The sequence below is a fragment of the Pseudomonas sp. VMV1 genome, from assembly GCF_056790235.1.
On sequence record NZ_JBXGSE010000003.1, the window covers coordinates 392329 to 408465 of the forward strand.

The 16137-nt window shown below is 67.0% G+C and carries 23 protein-coding genes; 12 read left to right on the top strand and 11 right to left on the bottom strand.

What is annotated here, in order from left to right; genetic code table 11:
- Positions 1-11 precede the first annotated feature (11 nt).
- The gene (locus tag ACUCV0_RS11835; RefSeq protein ID WP_482212783.1) at positions 12-890 is read right to left on the bottom strand and encodes an alpha/beta fold hydrolase; all 879 of its coding nucleotides are present in this window, start codon (positions 888-890) and stop codon (positions 12-14) included.
- A gap of 1 nt (position 891) precedes the next feature.
- Positions 892-1977 (bottom strand): tartrate dehydrogenase, encoded by a 1086-nt coding sequence (locus tag ACUCV0_RS11840; protein WP_482212784.1) that lies wholly within the window; start codon positions 1975-1977, stop codon positions 892-894.
- A gap of 105 nt (positions 1978-2082) precedes the next feature.
- Between ACUCV0_RS11840 and ACUCV0_RS11845 the strand changes: the two genes are divergently transcribed.
- The 3 genes from ACUCV0_RS11845 (at position 2083) to ACUCV0_RS11855 (ending at position 4523) form a co-directional block, all read left to right on the top strand.
- Entirely contained in the window at positions 2083-2979 is an 897-nt protein-coding gene (locus ACUCV0_RS11845) for a LysR family transcriptional regulator (protein ID WP_271653544.1), read from the top strand.
- 74 nt (positions 2980-3053) lie between these two features.
- A complete protein-coding gene (locus ACUCV0_RS11850) occupies positions 3054-3893 on the top strand; it encodes an AraC family transcriptional regulator (protein ID WP_482212785.1) in 840 nt (279 codons plus the stop codon).
- A 45-nt stretch (positions 3894-3938) separates the two neighbouring features.
- A complete protein-coding gene (locus ACUCV0_RS11855; RefSeq protein WP_482212786.1) occupies positions 3939-4523 on the top strand; it encodes a LysE family translocator in 585 nt (194 codons plus the stop codon).
- Here ACUCV0_RS11855 and ACUCV0_RS11860 read toward each other — a convergent pair.
- A complete protein-coding gene (locus ACUCV0_RS11860) occupies positions 4520-5428 on the bottom strand; it encodes a LysR family transcriptional regulator (protein WP_160922183.1) in 909 nt (302 codons plus the stop codon). The two genes, ACUCV0_RS11855 and ACUCV0_RS11860, sit on opposite strands and share 4 nt — an antisense overlap.
- 110 nt (positions 5429-5538) lie before the next feature.
- Between ACUCV0_RS11860 and ACUCV0_RS11865 the strand changes: the two genes are divergently transcribed.
- Entirely contained in the window at positions 5539-6141 is a 603-nt protein-coding gene (locus ACUCV0_RS11865) for an NAD(P)H-dependent oxidoreductase (protein WP_313649512.1), read from the top strand.
- 198 nt (positions 6142-6339) lie between these two features.
- Here ACUCV0_RS11865 and ACUCV0_RS11870 read toward each other — a convergent pair whose 3' ends face one another.
- A complete protein-coding gene (locus ACUCV0_RS11870; RefSeq protein ID WP_313649511.1) occupies positions 6340-7320 on the bottom strand; it encodes an aldo/keto reductase in 981 nt (326 codons plus the stop codon).
- A 119-nt stretch (positions 7321-7439) separates the two neighbouring features.
- On the opposite strand from ACUCV0_RS11870, the gene ACUCV0_RS11875 reads away from it, so the two are divergent.
- Positions 7440-7868: an OsmC family protein gene (locus ACUCV0_RS11875; protein ID WP_017641568.1), complete on the top strand. Its 429-nt coding sequence runs from the start codon at positions 7440-7442 to the stop codon at positions 7866-7868.
- 116 nt (positions 7869-7984) lie between these two features.
- Positions 7985-8113, top strand: coding sequence for a hypothetical protein (locus ACUCV0_RS11880; RefSeq protein ID WP_260175707.1), 129 nt, complete (start codon positions 7985-7987; stop codon positions 8111-8113).
- A 9-nt stretch (positions 8114-8122) separates the two neighbouring features.
- Here the strand turns inward: ACUCV0_RS11880 and ACUCV0_RS11885 are convergent, their stop codons facing one another.
- From ACUCV0_RS11885 to ACUCV0_RS11895, 3 genes are all read right to left on the bottom strand, one after another.
- Complete coding sequence (locus ACUCV0_RS11885; RefSeq protein WP_313649509.1) at positions 8123-8395, bottom strand: cupin; 273 nt, start codon at positions 8393-8395, stop codon at positions 8123-8125.
- A 162-nt stretch (positions 8396-8557) separates the two neighbouring features.
- Positions 8558-8791 (bottom strand): hypothetical protein, encoded by a 234-nt coding sequence (locus ACUCV0_RS11890; RefSeq protein ID WP_482212787.1) that lies wholly within the window; start codon positions 8789-8791, stop codon positions 8558-8560.
- 65 nt (positions 8792-8856) lie between these two features.
- Positions 8857-9273 carry a MarR family transcriptional regulator gene (locus tag ACUCV0_RS11895; protein WP_313649508.1) on the bottom strand — a complete coding sequence of 139 codons (417 nt, stop codon included), beginning with the start codon at positions 9271-9273 and terminating at the stop codon, positions 8857-8859.
- Between the two features lie 54 nt (positions 9274-9327).
- Here ACUCV0_RS11895 and ACUCV0_RS11900 point away from each other — a divergent pair, with 54 nt between their 5' ends.
- Genes ACUCV0_RS11900 through ACUCV0_RS11910 form a run of 3 tightly spaced genes read left to right on the top strand, consistent with a single transcriptional unit; the run spans position 9328 to position 11464 of the window.
- Positions 9328-10122 carry a siderophore-interacting protein gene (locus ACUCV0_RS11900; protein ID WP_313649507.1) on the top strand — a complete coding sequence of 265 codons (795 nt, stop codon included), beginning with the start codon at positions 9328-9330 and terminating at the stop codon, positions 10120-10122.
- Complete coding sequence (locus ACUCV0_RS11905; RefSeq protein ID WP_482212788.1) at positions 10119-11168, top strand: MFS transporter; 1050 nt, start codon at positions 10119-10121, stop codon at positions 11166-11168. Before ACUCV0_RS11900 ends, ACUCV0_RS11905 begins: the two co-directional genes overlap by 4 nt.
- Positions 11120-11464 (top strand): hypothetical protein, encoded by a 345-nt coding sequence (locus tag ACUCV0_RS11910; RefSeq protein WP_482212789.1) that lies wholly within the window; start codon positions 11120-11122, stop codon positions 11462-11464. Before ACUCV0_RS11905 ends, ACUCV0_RS11910 begins: the two co-directional genes overlap by 49 nt.
- Here the strand turns inward: ACUCV0_RS11910 and ACUCV0_RS11915 are convergent.
- Positions 11461-12585 (bottom strand): aminopeptidase, encoded by a 1125-nt coding sequence (locus tag ACUCV0_RS11915; protein WP_482212790.1) that lies wholly within the window; start codon positions 12583-12585, stop codon positions 11461-11463. The genes ACUCV0_RS11910 and ACUCV0_RS11915 overlap by 4 nt on opposite strands.
- Between ACUCV0_RS11915 and ACUCV0_RS11920 the strand changes: the two genes are divergently transcribed.
- Together ACUCV0_RS11920 and ACUCV0_RS11925 are read left to right on the top strand one after the other, a co-directional pair.
- The gene (locus ACUCV0_RS11920) at positions 12584-13006 is read left to right on the top strand and encodes a PA0061/PA0062 family lipoprotein (protein WP_271653532.1); all 423 of its coding nucleotides are present in this window, start codon (positions 12584-12586) and stop codon (positions 13004-13006) included. The two genes, ACUCV0_RS11915 and ACUCV0_RS11920, sit on opposite strands and share 2 nt — an antisense overlap.
- A 34-nt stretch (positions 13007-13040) precedes the next feature.
- Entirely contained in the window at positions 13041-13472 is a 432-nt protein-coding gene (locus ACUCV0_RS11925) for a PA0061/PA0062 family lipoprotein (protein WP_482212791.1), read from the top strand.
- Between the two features lie 46 nt (positions 13473-13518).
- On the opposite strand, the gene ACUCV0_RS11930 is transcribed toward ACUCV0_RS11925, so the two are convergent.
- Both ACUCV0_RS11930 and ACUCV0_RS11935 read right to left on the bottom strand, forming a co-directional pair.
- Positions 13519-13695, bottom strand: a complete 177-nt coding sequence (locus tag ACUCV0_RS11930; protein WP_167348545.1) for a hypothetical protein — start codon at positions 13693-13695, stop codon at positions 13519-13521.
- A 103-nt stretch (positions 13696-13798) separates the two neighbouring features.
- Positions 13799-14029, bottom strand: a complete 231-nt coding sequence (locus ACUCV0_RS11935; RefSeq protein ID WP_059313076.1) for a DUF1161 domain-containing protein — start codon at positions 14027-14029, stop codon at positions 13799-13801.
- A gap of 147 nt (positions 14030-14176) precedes the next feature.
- On the opposite strand from ACUCV0_RS11935, the gene ACUCV0_RS11940 reads away from it, so the two are divergent.
- Complete coding sequence (locus ACUCV0_RS11940; RefSeq protein WP_482212792.1) at positions 14177-14845, top strand: hypothetical protein; 669 nt, start codon at positions 14177-14179, stop codon at positions 14843-14845.
- Here the strand turns inward: ACUCV0_RS11940 and ACUCV0_RS11945 are convergent.
- Entirely contained in the window at positions 14827-16056 is a 1230-nt protein-coding gene (locus ACUCV0_RS11945; protein WP_482212793.1) for a nucleoside recognition domain-containing protein, read from the bottom strand. The genes ACUCV0_RS11940 and ACUCV0_RS11945 overlap by 19 nt on opposite strands.
- Positions 16057-16137 lie beyond the last annotated feature (81 nt).

Here is a 16137-nt window from a genome sequence, read left to right on the forward strand (position 1 = left end):
CGGCAGCCGATTCAACCCAGAAAGGACAGGGCCTCTTCCAGCACCAGGTCCGGCACTTCTTCCGCCAGGTAATGACCGCCTGGCAGGGCGCGACCACTGACCTGAGTGGCCACCTGACGCCATTCGGCCAACGGATCGAAGCAGCGCCCGACGGTGCCTTCGGCGCCCCAGAGCACCCGCAGCGGCAGCTCCAGTCGGCGCCCGGTGTCCAGATCGGCCTGGTCGTGCGCCAGGTCGATACCGGCGCTGGCGCGGTAATCCTCGCAAATGCCGCGAGCTGTGCCAGGCAAGCTCAGGCAGCGCAGGTATTCGGCCAGCACCTCGGGTGGAAAGGGCGCCAAGCCCGCGCTGCGCGTGCCCATCACGCCCTTGAGATAGCCTTCCGGATCGGCTTCGATCAGCCGCTCCGGCAACGGCGCCGGGCGAATCAGGAAGAACCAGTGCCAATAGGCCCGGGCGAAGGCCTCGTCGGTCTGCCGATACATGGCCAGGGTCGGGGCGATGTCCAGCAGCATGAGCCGCTCCACCGACTCCGGGTGATCCAGCGCCAGGCGATGGGCGACGCGGGCGCCACGGTCGTGGGCCAGCACCGCGAAGCGCTGGTGGCCCAGCAGGCGCATCAGCTCGACGTTGTCCCGCGCCAGGGTGCGCTTGCTGTAGGCCTCCGTGCCCGCGTCGGGCTTGGCGCTGTCGCCATAGCCACGCAGGTCGGCGACCACCAGGGTGAAACGCTCGGCCAGCCGCGGCGCCACCCTGTGCCACATGACATGGGTCTGGGGATGGCCGTGGAGCAGGAGCAGCGCCGGGCCCTGGCCGCCGACGCGGCAATTGAGCTCGACGCCATCGACGTCCAGCCGCCGCTGCTCGAATCCCGGAAAGAGGCCGTCCATCTCAGGCCAGGGCCGCGGCGATGGCCTGACCCAGGCTTTCGGTGGTGCCCTGGCCGCCGAGGTCACGGGTCAGGGGCGCCTGCTCGGCCCCCTGGCGCAGCACCGCTTCGATGGCCGCGACCACCGCCGCGCCGGCGTCGGCATGGCCCAGATGTTCGAGCATCATGGCGCCACACCAGATCTGGCCGATGGGATTGGCGATGCCCCGGCCAGCGATGTCCGGCGCCGAGCCATGCACCGGCTCGAACAGGCTGGGGAAATTGCGCTCCGGATTGATGTTGGCCGAGGGGGCGATGCCAATGGTGCCGGTGCAGGCCGGGCCCAGGTCGGAAAGGATGTCACCGAACAGGTTGCTGGCGACCACCACGTCGAACCAGTCCGGGTGCAGGACGAAGTTGGCGGTGAGGATGTCGATGTGGAACTTGTCCACCGCCACGTCCGGATAGGCCTTGCCCATCTCCTCCACGCGCTTGTCCCACCAGGGCATGGTGATGGCGATGCCATTGGACTTGGTGGCCGAGGTCAGTTTCTTGCGCGGCCGCTGCTGGGCCAGGTCGAAGGCGAACTTGAGGATGCGGTCGGTGCCATGGCGGGTCATGACCGTTTCCTGGATCACCACCTCGCGCTCGGTGCCTTCGAACATGATGCCGCCGACGCTGGAGTACTCGCCCTCGGTGTTCTCGCGCACCACATAGAAGTCGATGTCGCCCGGCTGACGATTGGCCAGGGGCGCCTTGACGCCAGGCATCAGGCGGCAGGGGCGCAGGTTGACGTACTGGTCGAAGCGGCGGCGGAACTGCAGCAGCGAGCCCCAGAGGGAGATGTGGTCGGGCACCACGTCCGGCCAGCCGACGGCGCCGAAGTAGAGTGCATCGTAGTCCTTGAGCGTCTCGAACCAGTCGTCCGGCAGCATCTTGCCGTGGGCCTGGTAGTACTCGGCGCTGGCGAAGTCGAAGTGATCCCACTGCAAGGCGATGCCGAAGCGCTGGGCAGCGGCGTCCAGCACGCGGATGCCTTCAGGCATGACTTCCTTGCCGATGCCGTCACCGGCGATGACCGCGATCTTGTAGGGCTTGGACGCTTGCATGGCTTTTCTCCGGCAGTCTGGGTGGGATGGACCCAGTGTAGTCTCGCGCCGGAGGCGTACAATCCCGTCTCAGGGAAAGCCATTCTTAACCTGGGATCAAGAATCTTGTCCGCTGACGACCTCGCCTTCTTTGTCCGCCTGGCCGGCCACCCCAGCCTGACCGCCGCTGCCCGGGAGCTGGGGCTGTCCCTGGCGGCGGTCAGCAAACGACTCACTGCCCTGGAGCGCCGCCTGGGCGTGCAATTGATCCGCCGGACTACCCGGCGGCTGGACCTGACGCCGGAGGGCCTGCGCTACCTGGAAGGCGCCCGTCCGCTGCTGACCCAGCTGGAAGACCTGGAGGCCGCAGTCGGCCGGCCCGACGCGCCCCTGAGCGGGGTGCTCAATCTCAATGCCACCTTCGGCTTCGGCCGCCGCCACCTGGCACCGCTGCTGTCGGACTTCGCCCGCCGCCATCCCGGGCTGGAGCTCAACCTGCATCTCTCCAGCCATCCGGTGAACCTGCTGGAAGGGCCCTTCGACCTGGATATCCGTGTCGGCGAGCCACCCGACGCCCGGGTCATCGCCCATCGCCTGCTGGATAACCGCCGCCTGCTCTGCGCCGCCCCCGCCTACCTGGCCCGGGCCGGCGTGCCGGAAAGCGTGGCGGACCTGGCGCGGCACAATTGCCTGGTGCTGCGCCAGGACGCGGGCGACTATGCCGTCTGGCGCTTCACCAAGGCTGGCCAGCATTTCGCCCAGAAGGTGCGCGGCAGCCTCAGCAGCAACGATGGCGAGGTGGTAGTGCGCCTGGCGCTGGAGGGCCATGGGCTGATCCTGAGATCGGAATGGGACGTGGCCGAGCTGCTCGCCAGCGGCGCCCTGGTGCCGCTGCTGACCGATCACGAGGCGCCAGCAGCGGCCATCTATGCGGTGCACCGCCAACAGCGCCATGTGCCGCGCCGCCTCTCCGAGCTGATCCGCCATCTGGCACGGGAGCTGCCCGCACGTCTGGGTCGCTGAAGTTGCACGAATCTTCCAGACCGGCGCCGGGTCCGTAGCTAGACTGGAAAGCCCGCAGATCCCCTTTTCTCGCCATGGCCGACGATCACTGGATCCAGCTGCAACAGGACGCCGACACCGGCATCGAGACCCTGCGCGCCCATTTCGAGGGCCATGCCTATGACCCGCACTGGCACGACGCCTATCTGGTGGGCTACACCGAGCAGGGCGTCCAGCAATTCCACTGCCGTGGCCAGCGCCACCTGAGTACCCCGGGGCAGGTCTTCCTGCTGGAGCCTGGCGAGTTGCACGACGGCCAGGCGCCGGAAGCCGAGGGCTTCACCTATTCCATGCTCTACCTTGATCCCCAGTGGCTGGCGCGCGAGCTGCAGGGCCTGCACGGTGAGGCCCGGCCGCTGGGCGAACCGGGCTTCGCCCGGACCCTGGTGGACCAGGCCGAACTGCACCGCGCGGTGGCCTGGGCCCATGACGTCTTGAGTCGGCCAGAGCTGCGCATCGTCCGCCAGAGCGCCCTGGACGCCCTGTTGCTGCGCCTCTTGCCGCAACTGCAATGGCGGGCGCCCCAGACGGGCGATCCGCACCTGCCCCAGGTCGCTCTGCGCGCCCGGGACTTCCTGCATGCCCATCATCAGGAAGACCTCGGCCTGGAAGAACTGGCCCAGGCCTGTGGCGTGGACAGATTCCGCCTGACCCGTGCCTTCAAGGCGGCCTTTGGTCTGGCACCGCATGCCTATCTGGTGCAGCTGCGGTTGTCGCGGGCACGCCGCCTGCTGGCCGACGGCCTGTCGCCGGCAGAGACCGCCGCGGCCCTGGGCTTCGCCGACCAGAGTCATCTGGGCCGCTGGTTTCGCCGCGCCTATGGCCTGACCCCGGCGGCCTATCGCGCGCGCTGCTCGAATCTTCCAGACCGCTAGCGGCAGGCTTGCGACCCTGGGGCTCCTCCAAACCGGGAGTCTCCCATGTCCCTGCTGCCCTTCCTGCTGTTCGCCCTGGTCGCCTCCATCACCCCCGGGCCGACCAATGTGCTCATCCTCGGCCACAGCGCTCGCCACGGCGCCCGGGCCAGTCTGCCGCTGGTGCTGGGCGGCAGCCTGGGCGCGGTGGCCCTGGTCCTGGTGGTGGGTTTCGGTCTCGGCCAGACCCTGGCCCGACATCCCGACTGGCAGCGCAGCCTGGCCTGGGCCGGCGTGCTCTGGCTGAGCTGGCTGGCCTGGCAACTGGCCCGTGCCGGCGCGCCCGCGGTCAAGGATGACAGCGCCCGCCTGGGCTTCGGCGGCACCGCCGGCCTGCAAGTGCTCAACCCCAAGAGCTGGAGCATGGCGCTGGCGGTGGTCACGGTCTATGCCGAGCCCGGCGCCGACCTCTGGCGGCAGGTGCTGGTCCTGGCCCTGGTGTTCCTGCTGGTGTCCGTACCCTGTCTGGGCCTCTGGGCGCTGCTCGGCCGGGTCGCGGCGCGCAGCCTGAGATCGCAGCGCGCCTGGCGTGGTTTCAACCTGGGGATGGCGGCGCTGTTGCTCGTCTCGGCCTGGGCGACGGTGGTCTAGACCGGCGCACTGCCCTGATCGCGGAAGTTCTCTTCCAGGTGCTCCAGCCAGGCGCGCACCGCCGGCAGTTGGCCACGGCGGTGCGCATAGGCGGCCTGGAGATGGCCACCGGGGATCGACCAGTCCGGCAGCAGGCGTTGCAGGCGGCCCTCGGCCAGCTCGGCCTGACAATAGATCAGTGGCAGGAGGGTATAGCCGAGACCCGCCAGGGCGGCGGCCTTGCGTACGCCGAAGTCATCGATGCCCAGGCGTGCTTCCAAAATCAGTTCGCGACGTTCGCCCTGAGGTCCTGCGAGACGCAAGTGTACCTTGCGATCCACCTCCAACGCGCCCAGCAAGGGCAGGCCCAGCAAGGCCTCCGGTGTATCCAGCCGTCGCCCGGCGAGCAGTTCGGGAGCCGCCACCAGCACCACGGAAGCCTGGCGCAGCCGCCGCACCACCAGGCCCGGTTCTTCGTCGTCGACGTCCCGCACGCGCATGGCGACGTCCACCCCTTCGTTGATGATGTCCACCCGCCGGTTGACCAGCAGCATGTCCAGCTGCACCTGGGGATAGCGGGTAAGAAACCGCGTCACCACCTCGGGAAGGTATTGCTGGGCCAGGGCCACCGGGCAGGATACCCGCAGCGGCCCCCGCGGCTCGCTGGACAGGCTGGCGGCGGTCTCGGCGGCGCTCTCCGCTTCGCGCAGCAGCGCCTGGCAGTGCACCAGATAGCGCTCACCCAGGGTGGTGAGCGTCAGGGTGCGGGTGGTGCGCTGCAGCAGGCGGGCGCCCAGACGCGTCTCCAGCTCGGCGATGCGCCGCGACAGCCGCGACTTGGGAATGCCCAGCAGGCGGCCGGCCGCGGCGAAGCCACCGGCCTCCACCACCTTGGCGAAATAGGCGAGGTCATTGAGGTCTTGCATGGGCGATTGTCCTATCCATGGGACGAAGCATCGCATTTTAGGCGACTAATCAACTGATCGTCTTATCGGTAGTCTGGGCTCATCTCTCAAGACCCTACAGGACCACCGCCATGAAACTCCTGCACATCGACTCCAGCATCCTCGGCGATCACTCCGCTTCCCGCGCCCTGAGCGCCAAGGTCGTCGCCGCCCTCAAGGCCGCCACGCCGGGTCTGGAGGTCACCTACCATGACCTCGCCCACGACTCCCTGGGGCACTTCTCCGGTGCCAGTCTGGCCGCTGGCGCCACCCCGGCCGAGCAGCGCACCGCCGAACAGCGTGACGAAGCCGAGCGCAATGCTCGCGCCCTGCAGGAATTCCTCGCCGCCGACGTGCTGGTGTTGGGTGCCCCCATGTACAACTTCACCATTCCGACCCAGCTCAAGGCCTGGATCGACCGCATCACCGTGGCCGGCACCACCTTCCGCTACAGCGAAGCCGGTCCGGAAGGCCTGTGTGGCGACAAGAAGGCGATCATCGTCGCTACGGCGGGCGGCATCCATGCCGGCAAGCCCACTGGCATCGCCCATGAGGACTATCTGAAATTGCTGCTGGCCTTCCTGGGCATCACCGACATCCAGATCGTTCGCGCCGAAGGCCTGGCCTATGGCGACGAAGCCAAGGGCGCTGCCCTGGCCAGTGCCGAACGGCAGATCGCCGATCAGTACGCCTGAGTCCGGACGCCCTCACCCCCCGGCCCCTCTCCCTGAGGGAGAGGGGAGCAGAACAGTCCTCGCACTTGGTCCTAGCCCCAGGAGTGAGGAGTGAAAGGGGATGCGCAGGGTCCGGGGGATTGGACCTCAGCCAGCACTCCATCCCGCTCTTCCCCCTCGCCCCTCGGGAGAGGGCCGGGGTGAGGGCAACACGGCTCCTCAGCTGAATCCCACTACCGGATGCGGGACGTAGGGCGCTTCCAGGGCGGCGATCTCTTCTTCGCTCAGGCGCAATTCCAGCGCCGCCACCGCATCCTCCAGATGCTGCGGCTTGGAGGCGCCGACGATGGGCGCGTCGATGCCCGGCTTCTGCAGCAGCCAGGCTAGCGCCACCTGGGCGCGCGGTACGCCGCGGGCCTCGGCGATGCGGGCCACGGCAGCCACGATCTGCCGGTCGGATTCCTCGCTGGCGGTATAGAGCGTCTTGCCGAAGGCATCGCTTTCGGTGCGCGCCGTGCTGGCGTCCCAGTCGCGGGTCAGGCGGCCACGGGCCAGCGGACTCCAGGGGATCACGCCAATACCGGCATCGCGGCACAGCGGCAGCATCTCCCGCTCCTCTTCGCGATTGAGCAGGTTGAGGTGATTCTGCATGGTGGCGAAGCGAGTCCAGCCATGGCGTTCGGCGGTGTGCAGTGCCTTGGCGAATTGCCAGGCGTACATGCTGCTGGCGCCGATGTGCAGCGCCTTGCCGGCCTTGACCACGTCGTGCAGGGCTTCCAGGGTCTCCTCGATGGGCGTGTGATAGTCCCAGCGATGGATCTGGTAGAGATCGACGTAGTCGGTGCCCAGGCGCTGCAGACTGGCGTCGATGGCGGCGAAGATGGCCTTGCGCGACAGGCCGCCGACGTTGGGCCTATCCCGTAGCGGGAAGTACACCTTGGTCGCCAGCACGATCTCCTCGCGCACGGCGTTGGCCTTGAGGAAGCGGCCGACGATCTCTTCGCTGGTGCCGTCGGAGTAGCTGTTGGCGGTGTCGAAGAAGTTGATGCCGAGATCCAGCGCCTTCTTCAGCAGCGGCTGGCTCTGGTCTTCCGGCAGGGTCCAGGGGTGATTGCCGCGCTCGGGGACGCCGTAGGTCATGCAGCCGAGGCAGAGGGGCGATATCTTCAGACCGGTACGGCCTAGATTGCGGTAGTTCATGGGGGCCTCCAGGGGTGGTCGAAAAGAGTTGACCATGGCGGTCCCGGATCGACTGCAACGAACTTACCGGCTGCTGGCTTGTTCTAGATGGATTCGTACCTAACAACCGGAGATGCTCCATGAAGAAATATGCTTCCGCGGTCTGGCAAGGCGGTCTGAAGGATGGCAAAGGCCATATCTCCACCGAGAGCGGCGCGCTCAAGGACAATGCCTACGGCTTCAACACCCGTTTCGAAGGCACGCCAGGCACTAACCCCGAAGAATTGATCGGCGCGGCCCATGCTGGCTGCTTCTCCATGGCCTTCTCCATGCTGCTGGGCCAGAACGGTCTGACCCCCGAGCGGATCGAGACCAAGGCGGATGTGACCCTGGACAAGGTCGGCGACGGCTTCGAGATCACCACCATCGATCTGACCATGAAGGCCAAGATCCCCGGTGCCACCCAGGAGCAGTTCACCACCATCGCCAATCAGGCGAAGGAAGGCTGCCCGGTGTCCAAGGTGCTCAAGGGTGCCAAGATCAACCTGAACGCCACGCTCGAAGGTTAAGGGTCACAGGTGCCTGCCGGTGCCGCCCAGGCATCGGCAACACCCTGTTCCAGAGCTCGTTCGCCGGGAACTTCGCGACTCGCTAGACTGCTCCGACCCCGCTTTCGGAGAGCACGATGAACGACTCCATCTTCATGACCCTGTTTTCCATCCTCGCCCTGTTGCTGCTGGGCGGCGGTGTCTACGGTTGCGTGATCCTCAACCGCCAGCGCAAGGATATCGAGAAGAACGACAGCGAAGGCTAGGCCAGGCCGCTAAGCCGGTCGTCGCCCCGCCAGATAACGTACGCCCTGGGCACCGAAGACTTCCGAGTGCGGCTCATGGGCAGCCAACTGGAAGATCTCGCCCACGCCATAATGACGTTCGCCCGCCGCCGTCCGAATACGCAACTCGCCTTCGATGACCAGCACCTTGGCGTCGAAAGGATGAGCATGGGCGTCCAGAGTGCCATGGGCTTCGCGCGTGACCAGTACCGGCGGCTGAAACCCTTCCTCGGCAAGTTGGATGGTGAAGGCGGACTGGCCCATGGAAGCTCCTTTGCGGCAGGGGAATAGACGGCGCCAAGACTAGCGACGCGCCCGCCAAGCAGTTAGTACAACGCTGCTATAGCGCGGCATCACTCCGGCTATGGCCACCAAGGTAACGAAAGGAAGGTGAAACCTCGGGAACCCGAGGTTTCACGTGGAGCATCAACGGTCCAGCTTGCGTTCGACCTCGGCGGTCTTGCGCTTGAGCTCTTCGGCTTCCTGCTCCTTGGTCTTGATATCGGTAGGCGTGATGACCTTGTCGATGCCATCGGTCGGCGTCACTTCCGACTGCTCCATATCCTTTTTCACCACATCCACCGGACGTCCCGCCTCATCGAGCGCGGGTTCGTTTGGCGGGGTCTTGCCCAAGTGGGCATCGGAACGCTGGTCGCTCATGAAAGGCTCTCCTCGGTAGGCTCACTCTTTCGAGCGTGCCAACCCGCACGGAGTTCTCCCGCTGCTCAACTACGGCTGCGGACCCGCTCCAGATAGGCCAGCAGTTGCGCCTGCTCCGCTGCGTCCAGCGGTGCAAAGACCGCTTCCAGCGCCTGGGTACGAGGCACCTGGGCATGAGCCAGCGCCTGACGCCCCTGCTCGGTCAGATGGACCAGCAAGGCGCGCCTGTCCTGGGGATGGGGTTCGCGACGCACCAGGCCATCGCGCTCCAGGGCGTCGAAAGCATCGGTCAGGGTGCGCGGCGCGTGGCGCAGCTGTTCGGCGACCTCACCCGGACGACAGGGGCCCAGCCGCTCCAGCACCATCAGCACCTTGTAGCGGGCGAAGGAAAGACCGGACGCCTTGAGCGTCTCATCCAGTTGTTGGCGCATCTGCCGTTTCAGATCCAGCAAGGCTTCGGCGATGGCAGCGGCGGTTGACATGAACGATTCTTACCTCGAATATAGTGAGGAACCTCAATGAATGGTACCTCCGCAATGGCGACATCTTTTCACAGCCAAGAGGGCGATGCCAGTGCCCGCCACCTTTTCCAGCGTGTGCGCTTCGACCTCAAGCGACGTTGGGCGACCGTCGTCCGCCGCGAAGCGCTCGGCGGCGATCTGTTGCGCCTGACCTTCGGTGGCAGCGACCTGGCCGACTTCCAGAGCGCCGCCTTCGACGAACACGTGAAGCTCTTCGTGCCAATCGATGCCACCCCCATCCGCGCTGCCAGCCCCGAGCAACTCGCTGGGCGGCACTACACCCCCCGCTACTACGATGCCACCCGCGGCGAACTGGCCATCGATTTCTTCCTGCACGAAGCGGGTGTACTGACCACCTGGGCGCGCCAGGCGCAGCCCGGTGCCGAGCTGATCATCGGCGGGCCCAAGGGTGCCCTGGTGCCACCGGAGGATTTCGACTGGTACCTGCTGGCCGGTGACGAGACCGCCCTCCCCGCCATCGCCCGGCGCCTCGAACAACTGGCCGCAGGGGTGAAGGTGCAGGTCATCGCCGAAGTGGCCCGCCCCGGCCTGGAAATCGCATTGCCCACCGCCGCCGTCGCCGAGGTCCGCTGGGTCTACCGAGAGGCCCGGGCAGACGCCCTGGTGCAGGCGCTGGAAGCCCTGGAGCTGCCCGCGGGCGAAGGCTATGCCTGGATCGCCGGTGAGGCTGCGCAGGCACGCGCCGCACGCCAGGTGCTGCTGGCCAAGGGTCTGCCACGGGACTGGGTGAAGGCGGCCGGCTATTGGAAGCTTGGCGAGAGTGACCAACACGTGAAGGTCGACGATTGAGCGCCACTGCCTGCGTCGCCGACGGACTGCCGCGCCCGCGCCGCTACCGTGCTGTTGCCGCCCTGCTCCTGGCCATCAGCATGACGGTGCTGGACAGTGGCATCGCCAACCTGGCCCTGCCCAGCATCGCCGAGGCCCTGGATGTGTCCGCCGCTGCGGCGGTGTGGATCGTCAGCGCCTACCAGCTGAGCCTGGTCGCCCTGCTGTTTCCGTTGTCCGCGGTGGCCGAGCGGCTGGGCCTGCGTCCGGTGTTCGCCACCGGCGTCGGCATCTTCGGCCTGGCCTCCCTGGGCTGCGCCCTAGCCCCGGATCTTGCCAGCCTGGTCACCGCCCGAGCGCTGCAAGGCGTGGGCGCCGCCGCCATCATGTGCGTCAGTGCCGGCATCGTGCGGCTGTCCTATCCACGGGCGCGCCTGGGTCGCGGCATCGCCATCAACGCCCTCTGCGTGGCCCTGGGTTCGGCAGCCGCGCCCAGCCTGGGCGCGGCCATCCTGGCGCTGGGCGGCTGGCCCTGGCTGTTCGCGATCAACGTACCCCTGGCTATCCTGGTCGGCCTGCTGGTGCGCAACCTGCCCGACAGCCCCCGCGCGCAACGCCGTCTCGATCCGGTCAGCGTGCTGCTCAACGCCCTGCTGTTCTGCGCCGGCATCGGCGGCCTGGAGCGTCTTGGCGGCGCGCCCCTGCAGGGAGTGGTCCTGCTGCTGCTGGCCGCGGCCAGTCTGGTGCTGCTGGTGCGTCGCGAACGCGGGCTGGCGGCGCCGTTGCTGCCCGTCGATCTGCTGGGGCTGCCCGCCATGCGTCACTCGGTGCTGGCCTCGGTCTGCTCCTTCGCCGCGCAGATGCTCTGCTTTCTCGCCCTGCCCTTCTACCTGCAGCACCAGCTGGGCCTGGTACCCCTGCAGATTGCCCTGCTGATGCTGGCCTGGCCGCTCACCGTGGCCGTGTCGGCACAGGTGGCCGGGCGCCTGGCCGATCGCTATCCCCCCAGCGACTGTGCATGCTCGGCGGCCTGGGGATCGCCCTGGGCCTGGCGGCTGCCGCGGTGATGCCGCTGGAGCAGTCCACCACGCTGCTGGTTCCGTGCCTGATCGTCGGTGGCATCGGCTTCGGCTTTTTCCAGGTGCCCAACAACAGGATCATGCTGACCGCTGCCCCGCTCGGTCGCAACGGCGCCACCGGCGGCGTCCAGGCGACCGCGCGGCAGACCGGCATGGCACTGGGCGCCGCGGCCCTGGCGCTGCTGCTGCATCTAGATGCCGGGCTGGCCCCGCGCCTGGGACTGGCCCTGGCGGCCGGGCTGGGCCTGGTCGCTGCCTGGTCCAACTGGCGAGCGCCGCGCTAGGGCTGCGGTGTTGTCGCCTGGCCGAGCAGCGCCTGGAGCGCCTGCTCGCGTTCGGCCGCCGGGCGCTCGCCCAATAGCCGTACCCGGTGGAAGAAGGCCGGCCAATTGCCCGGGTGTTGTGCATAGAGCGCCGCGAAGGCTGGTACCCACTGTTCGTACAGCCCATAGGGCACCAGCCGCGCATTGTTGAGTGGCTGGCTCATCCAGCCATCGAAGCGACGCTCGTCACGCCAGGCCGGGGTGGCGCGCAGGCGCTGATAGTCAGCGCGCAACTGGGCGAAACGCCGGGCCTTGGCCGCGCGCTTGGCCGTGGGCGTCCGCGGCTGGGCATAGAGCCGCGCCAGGTCTTCGCGGGTGGTCAGCAGCAGGGCGCGAAATTGCTGGTAGCGGGCCTCGCGCCCCGCGTCCGGCGGCGGCAGGCCACGACTGGCGCGCCATTGCCGCAGCCCTTCCCCCTCGACGAAGGTAGCGTAGGATTCATTGAAGGCAGTATCGCCCGGCAGGTAAAAGCGCTGGTGGGCCAGCTCGTGGAAGATGGTCGCGGCCACCTGGTCATCGTCCCAGCGCAGCATGCTGCTTAGCAGCGGATCACTGAACCAGCCCAGCGTCGAATAGGCCGGTACGCCGCCGACGTAGGTGTCCTGGCCCTGCCGTTGCAACGCCTGCGCCGCTGCCCGGGCTGCGGCCTCCTGGTAGTAACCGCGATAGGCCACGCAACCGGCGACGGGAAAGCAGTGGGTGGTGGGCCGGGTGGAAAACTCGGCGGTGGCGAAGACGTTCCACAGCACGAAGGGGCGCTTGAGTTCGACGAAACTGCGATAGCTGGCGTTGTCCGGCAAGGCCAGTTCGGCACTGGCGAAGCGCCGCGCGGCCGCGGCAGCGGCAAGGCGTTCGCGCAGGGCGACGGGGCGCGCGGGATCGGCGACGACCGTCGCAATGGGCTCGCGATCACGGATCAGCACCCACTGGCCCTGTACCATCTGACCGTAGTACCCGACCGAGGTACAACCGCCCAGTCCGATCGCCAGGGACAGCAGCGCCAGCCAGCGGCCCGCGCGTTGCGCAGGCAGGGTGCCTGACTGGGTGGCGCGCCCTTCCCTGCCCGGAGTTGTAGCCGTCATGCGTAGACTGTGCCTGCTGTTGCCTGTGCTGTTCCTGAGTGGCTGTTCCCTATGGCCGTTGCCCAAACCGGATCCGGCACAGGCCTGGATCGATCTGGACAGCGACGGCAAGGCCAAGCTGGAAGCCCTGCGTGCCGACCGCAAGGAACTCGAAGACAAACGCTACTTCCAGGTCTGGCCAGGGAGCCACGATCTGCAGGTACGCTACCAGTTCGAGGTGCAGCCCACCAATATCGGCGCGCAGGTGGCCGATCCGCTGGCACGCACCTGCCTGGTGACCCTCAACTACAAGGCCTTCACCGCGGGCGAGCGCTATCGCCTGGAGGCCGGCCAGACCGGCTGGCGGCCCTGGGCGCGCCTCTATGACGAGCGCAACCAGGAAGTGGCGCGCAGCAATGCCAGTCGTTGCGGCGACGTGTAGACTCGGCTGATCTCCCTGTCGCGAGTCGCCGTCCATGCGTCTGCGCCTGCTGGCTCTTCTGCTGCTGCTCGGTGGCTGCACTACACCGCTGCCTCCCGTCGACCCCAACCAGGCGTGGGTCGATCTGGTGCTGCGCGAACCCGCGGTAGGCGCCTCGCTGCTGGCCGAATCCCAGGACGGTCGACGTCTCGACGACGGCCGCTACTTCCAGCTCACCCCCGGCAGCCACAGCCTCAAGGTGAGCTATCGCTACGAACTCTATGGCGGGGGCGGCTTCGGTCCGCGCTTTGGCTGGAACGAGCCCTTGCAGATCCAGTGCTATCTGGAACTGGACTACGGCGACTTCCAGGCTGGCCGGCGCTATCGACTGGAGGCCGAGCACACCTTCGGCCGGGGCGAGATCACGCTCTACGAAGATCAGCGTGAGCTGGTGACCTCGGAGCGAGGCATCTGCTCGCCCTTCTAACCGACCGCTACCCGCAAAGACGCGTGCTCGACCAGGCTGCAAGTCCCTAGGCAGGCACGCTGAGCCAGTCGTCCTGATCCCGGCTCGGGGCACGGACCGGTGCAGGGCGCCCTTTCTGCTCGCGCAGCTGGCGACTCAGGCGCAGGAAATCCTCGCGTTCCATCCAGCGCGGTGCAGGCTGGACAAGGGATAGAGCTTGGCGAATCCGAGCGAACGGCGACATGGCATTACCCTCTTGGCTAAATACTGTATGCGCAAACAGTACTAAGCCAGAGAGAACTGTACAAGCATCCAGCGGATGAACGGTCTGTCGCCCTGCCCGAGGTTCAGTCGTTGCGCTGGTAGAGGATCTTGTGGGTGCCGTTGGCGCAGCTGCCCACCACCATATTGGGATCGGTCACCTCGGCATTGGGTACCGCTTCGAGGGTATAGGCGGTCACCCCGGCGGACTGGATCTTGACCTCGATCTCGGCCTTGAGCTGGTCGCAGGAGAGGGGTTCGGCCAGCGCAGCCGTGCTCAACAGGGCGGTACAGCAGAGTAGCGATAGACGCAGCATGGCGATTTTCCTTGGCATGATGACCTCTCAGGCTTGGACGCCCGAGCTGTGGCGATGTTCTCAGCGCGACCCATTGGTCAGCGAAGCGGTGGAACCTGGAACCCGAACGGTCTTTCCGATAGTCATTCTTTCCAGCGAAGTGCCCCTATGTTCCAGTGGTTGAAAGACAACTCCCAAGTCCTCACGCTCTTCGCCCAGTGCTGCACCCTGGGCGTCTGGGTGCTCTATGCCCAATTGCTGCTCAACAACTACAAGCGCCAGCGCCAGCCGCGGCTGATCATCAACCGGGGCGCCGGCAAGGGCGTGGGCGCCCTGTGCCTGCTGTCGAACATGAGCGCCGAGCCGGTGTTCATCAACCAGCTCACGGTGATCCTCAAGACCAATCGCGAGACGCTCTACACCGATGTCACAGACATCCGCGAGAGTGGTCAGGATGACTTCGATCCCGAACTGGTGCTGGGCGAGGCGACCCACCAGGGGCCGCTCAATACCGGTGACTTTACCCACATCGGCACCTTCCAGGGCCTGATCCGCCGCGCCGCCGAGCACAACGGCCTGACCATGGACAGCCACCGACCACCCGAGGGCTGGGTGTTCGAGGGCCTGGAGATCCGTGCGGTGGCCTTCTATGGCTCGGATCACGATCCGATCGGGGTGCGCCGGCGCTTTCGCCTCGGGCAGCACGACGGCAACTACTGCGCCCTGATCGCCGAGGACTGGCAGACCCAGCAGCTCACCTCCCGTCGTCAAAGACGCATGGTGCAGAACGACTGGATGCTCGACCTGGAACCCAAGGCTCAGCCGAAGAACCAGTAGCAGATCAGGATCGACGCCGTGACCCCGGTGAATTCCGCCAGCAAGGCGCAGCCCACCGCATGGCGCGCGCGCTGGATGCCCACCGCGCCGAAGTACACCGCCAGCACATAGAAGGTGGTCTCGGTACTGCCCTGGATGGTGGCCGCCACCAGGGCCGGAAAGCTGTCCACGCCGTGGGTCTGCATGGTCTCGATCAGCAGGGCGCGGGCGGCGCTGCCGGAGAAGGGCTTGACCAGGGCGGTGGGCAGGGCCTCGACGAATCGGGTGTCCCAGCCAAAGAAGGTCACCGCATGGCGAACGCCTTCGAGGATGAATTCCAGGGCGCCGGAGGCGCGTAGCACGCCCACCGCGCAGAGCATGGCCACCAGGTAGGGCAACAGCGACTTGGCGACGTCGAAACCCTCCTTGGCACCTTCGATGAAGGCTTCGTAGACCGGCACCTTGCGCAAGGCGCCAAGGATCATGAATGCCAGGATGATGCCGAACAGGGTCAGGTTGCCGAGCAGCGACGACAGCCCGGACAGCGCCGTGGCGGTCAGGGTGAAGAGAAAGGCGACGAAGGCGCCAAAGGCCAGGGCGCCCCCGCCGATCCAGGCCAGCACCACCGGGTCCCAGAGTTTCAGCCGCTGCATGAAGGCCACCGAGAACAGCCCGACCAAGTTGGCGCAGGTGTGGGCCAGCAGGATCGGCAGGAACACCAGGGTCGGATCGGTGGCGCCCTGCTGGGCGCGGTACATGAACACCGTTACCGGCAACAACGTCAGCGAGGAGGCGTTGAGTACCAGGAAGAGGATCTGCGCATTGCTCGCCGTGGTGCTGCTGGGGTTGAGCTCCTGCAGGGCCCGCATGGCCTTGAGGCCGATGGGCGTGGCGGCGTTGTCCAGGCCCAGGCCGTTGGCGGCGAAGTTGAGGGTGATCAGCCCCAGCGCCGGATGGCCGCGCGGCACCTCGGGCATCAGCCGGGCGAACAGCGGCCCGAGCAGTCGTGACAGGGCGTCCACCAGCCCGGCCTTCTCGGCGATGCGCAGGATGCCGAGCCAGAGAGTCAGGGTGCCGAACAGCAGCACCATGACCTCCACCGACAGCTTGGCCATGGCGAACAGGCTCTCCACCATGGCGGCGAAGACCCCGGCGTTGCCGGCCACCAGCCACTGGCCGAAGGCACTGATCCCGGCGACGATGAAGAAGCCCAGCCACAACCCGTTGAGCATCGGTGTTCTCCCGGCAAAACGGCGATGATAACCGCAGCGTCGGGTCCGCGCAGGGACGCCGTTCAGTCTGTGGTCATCGCC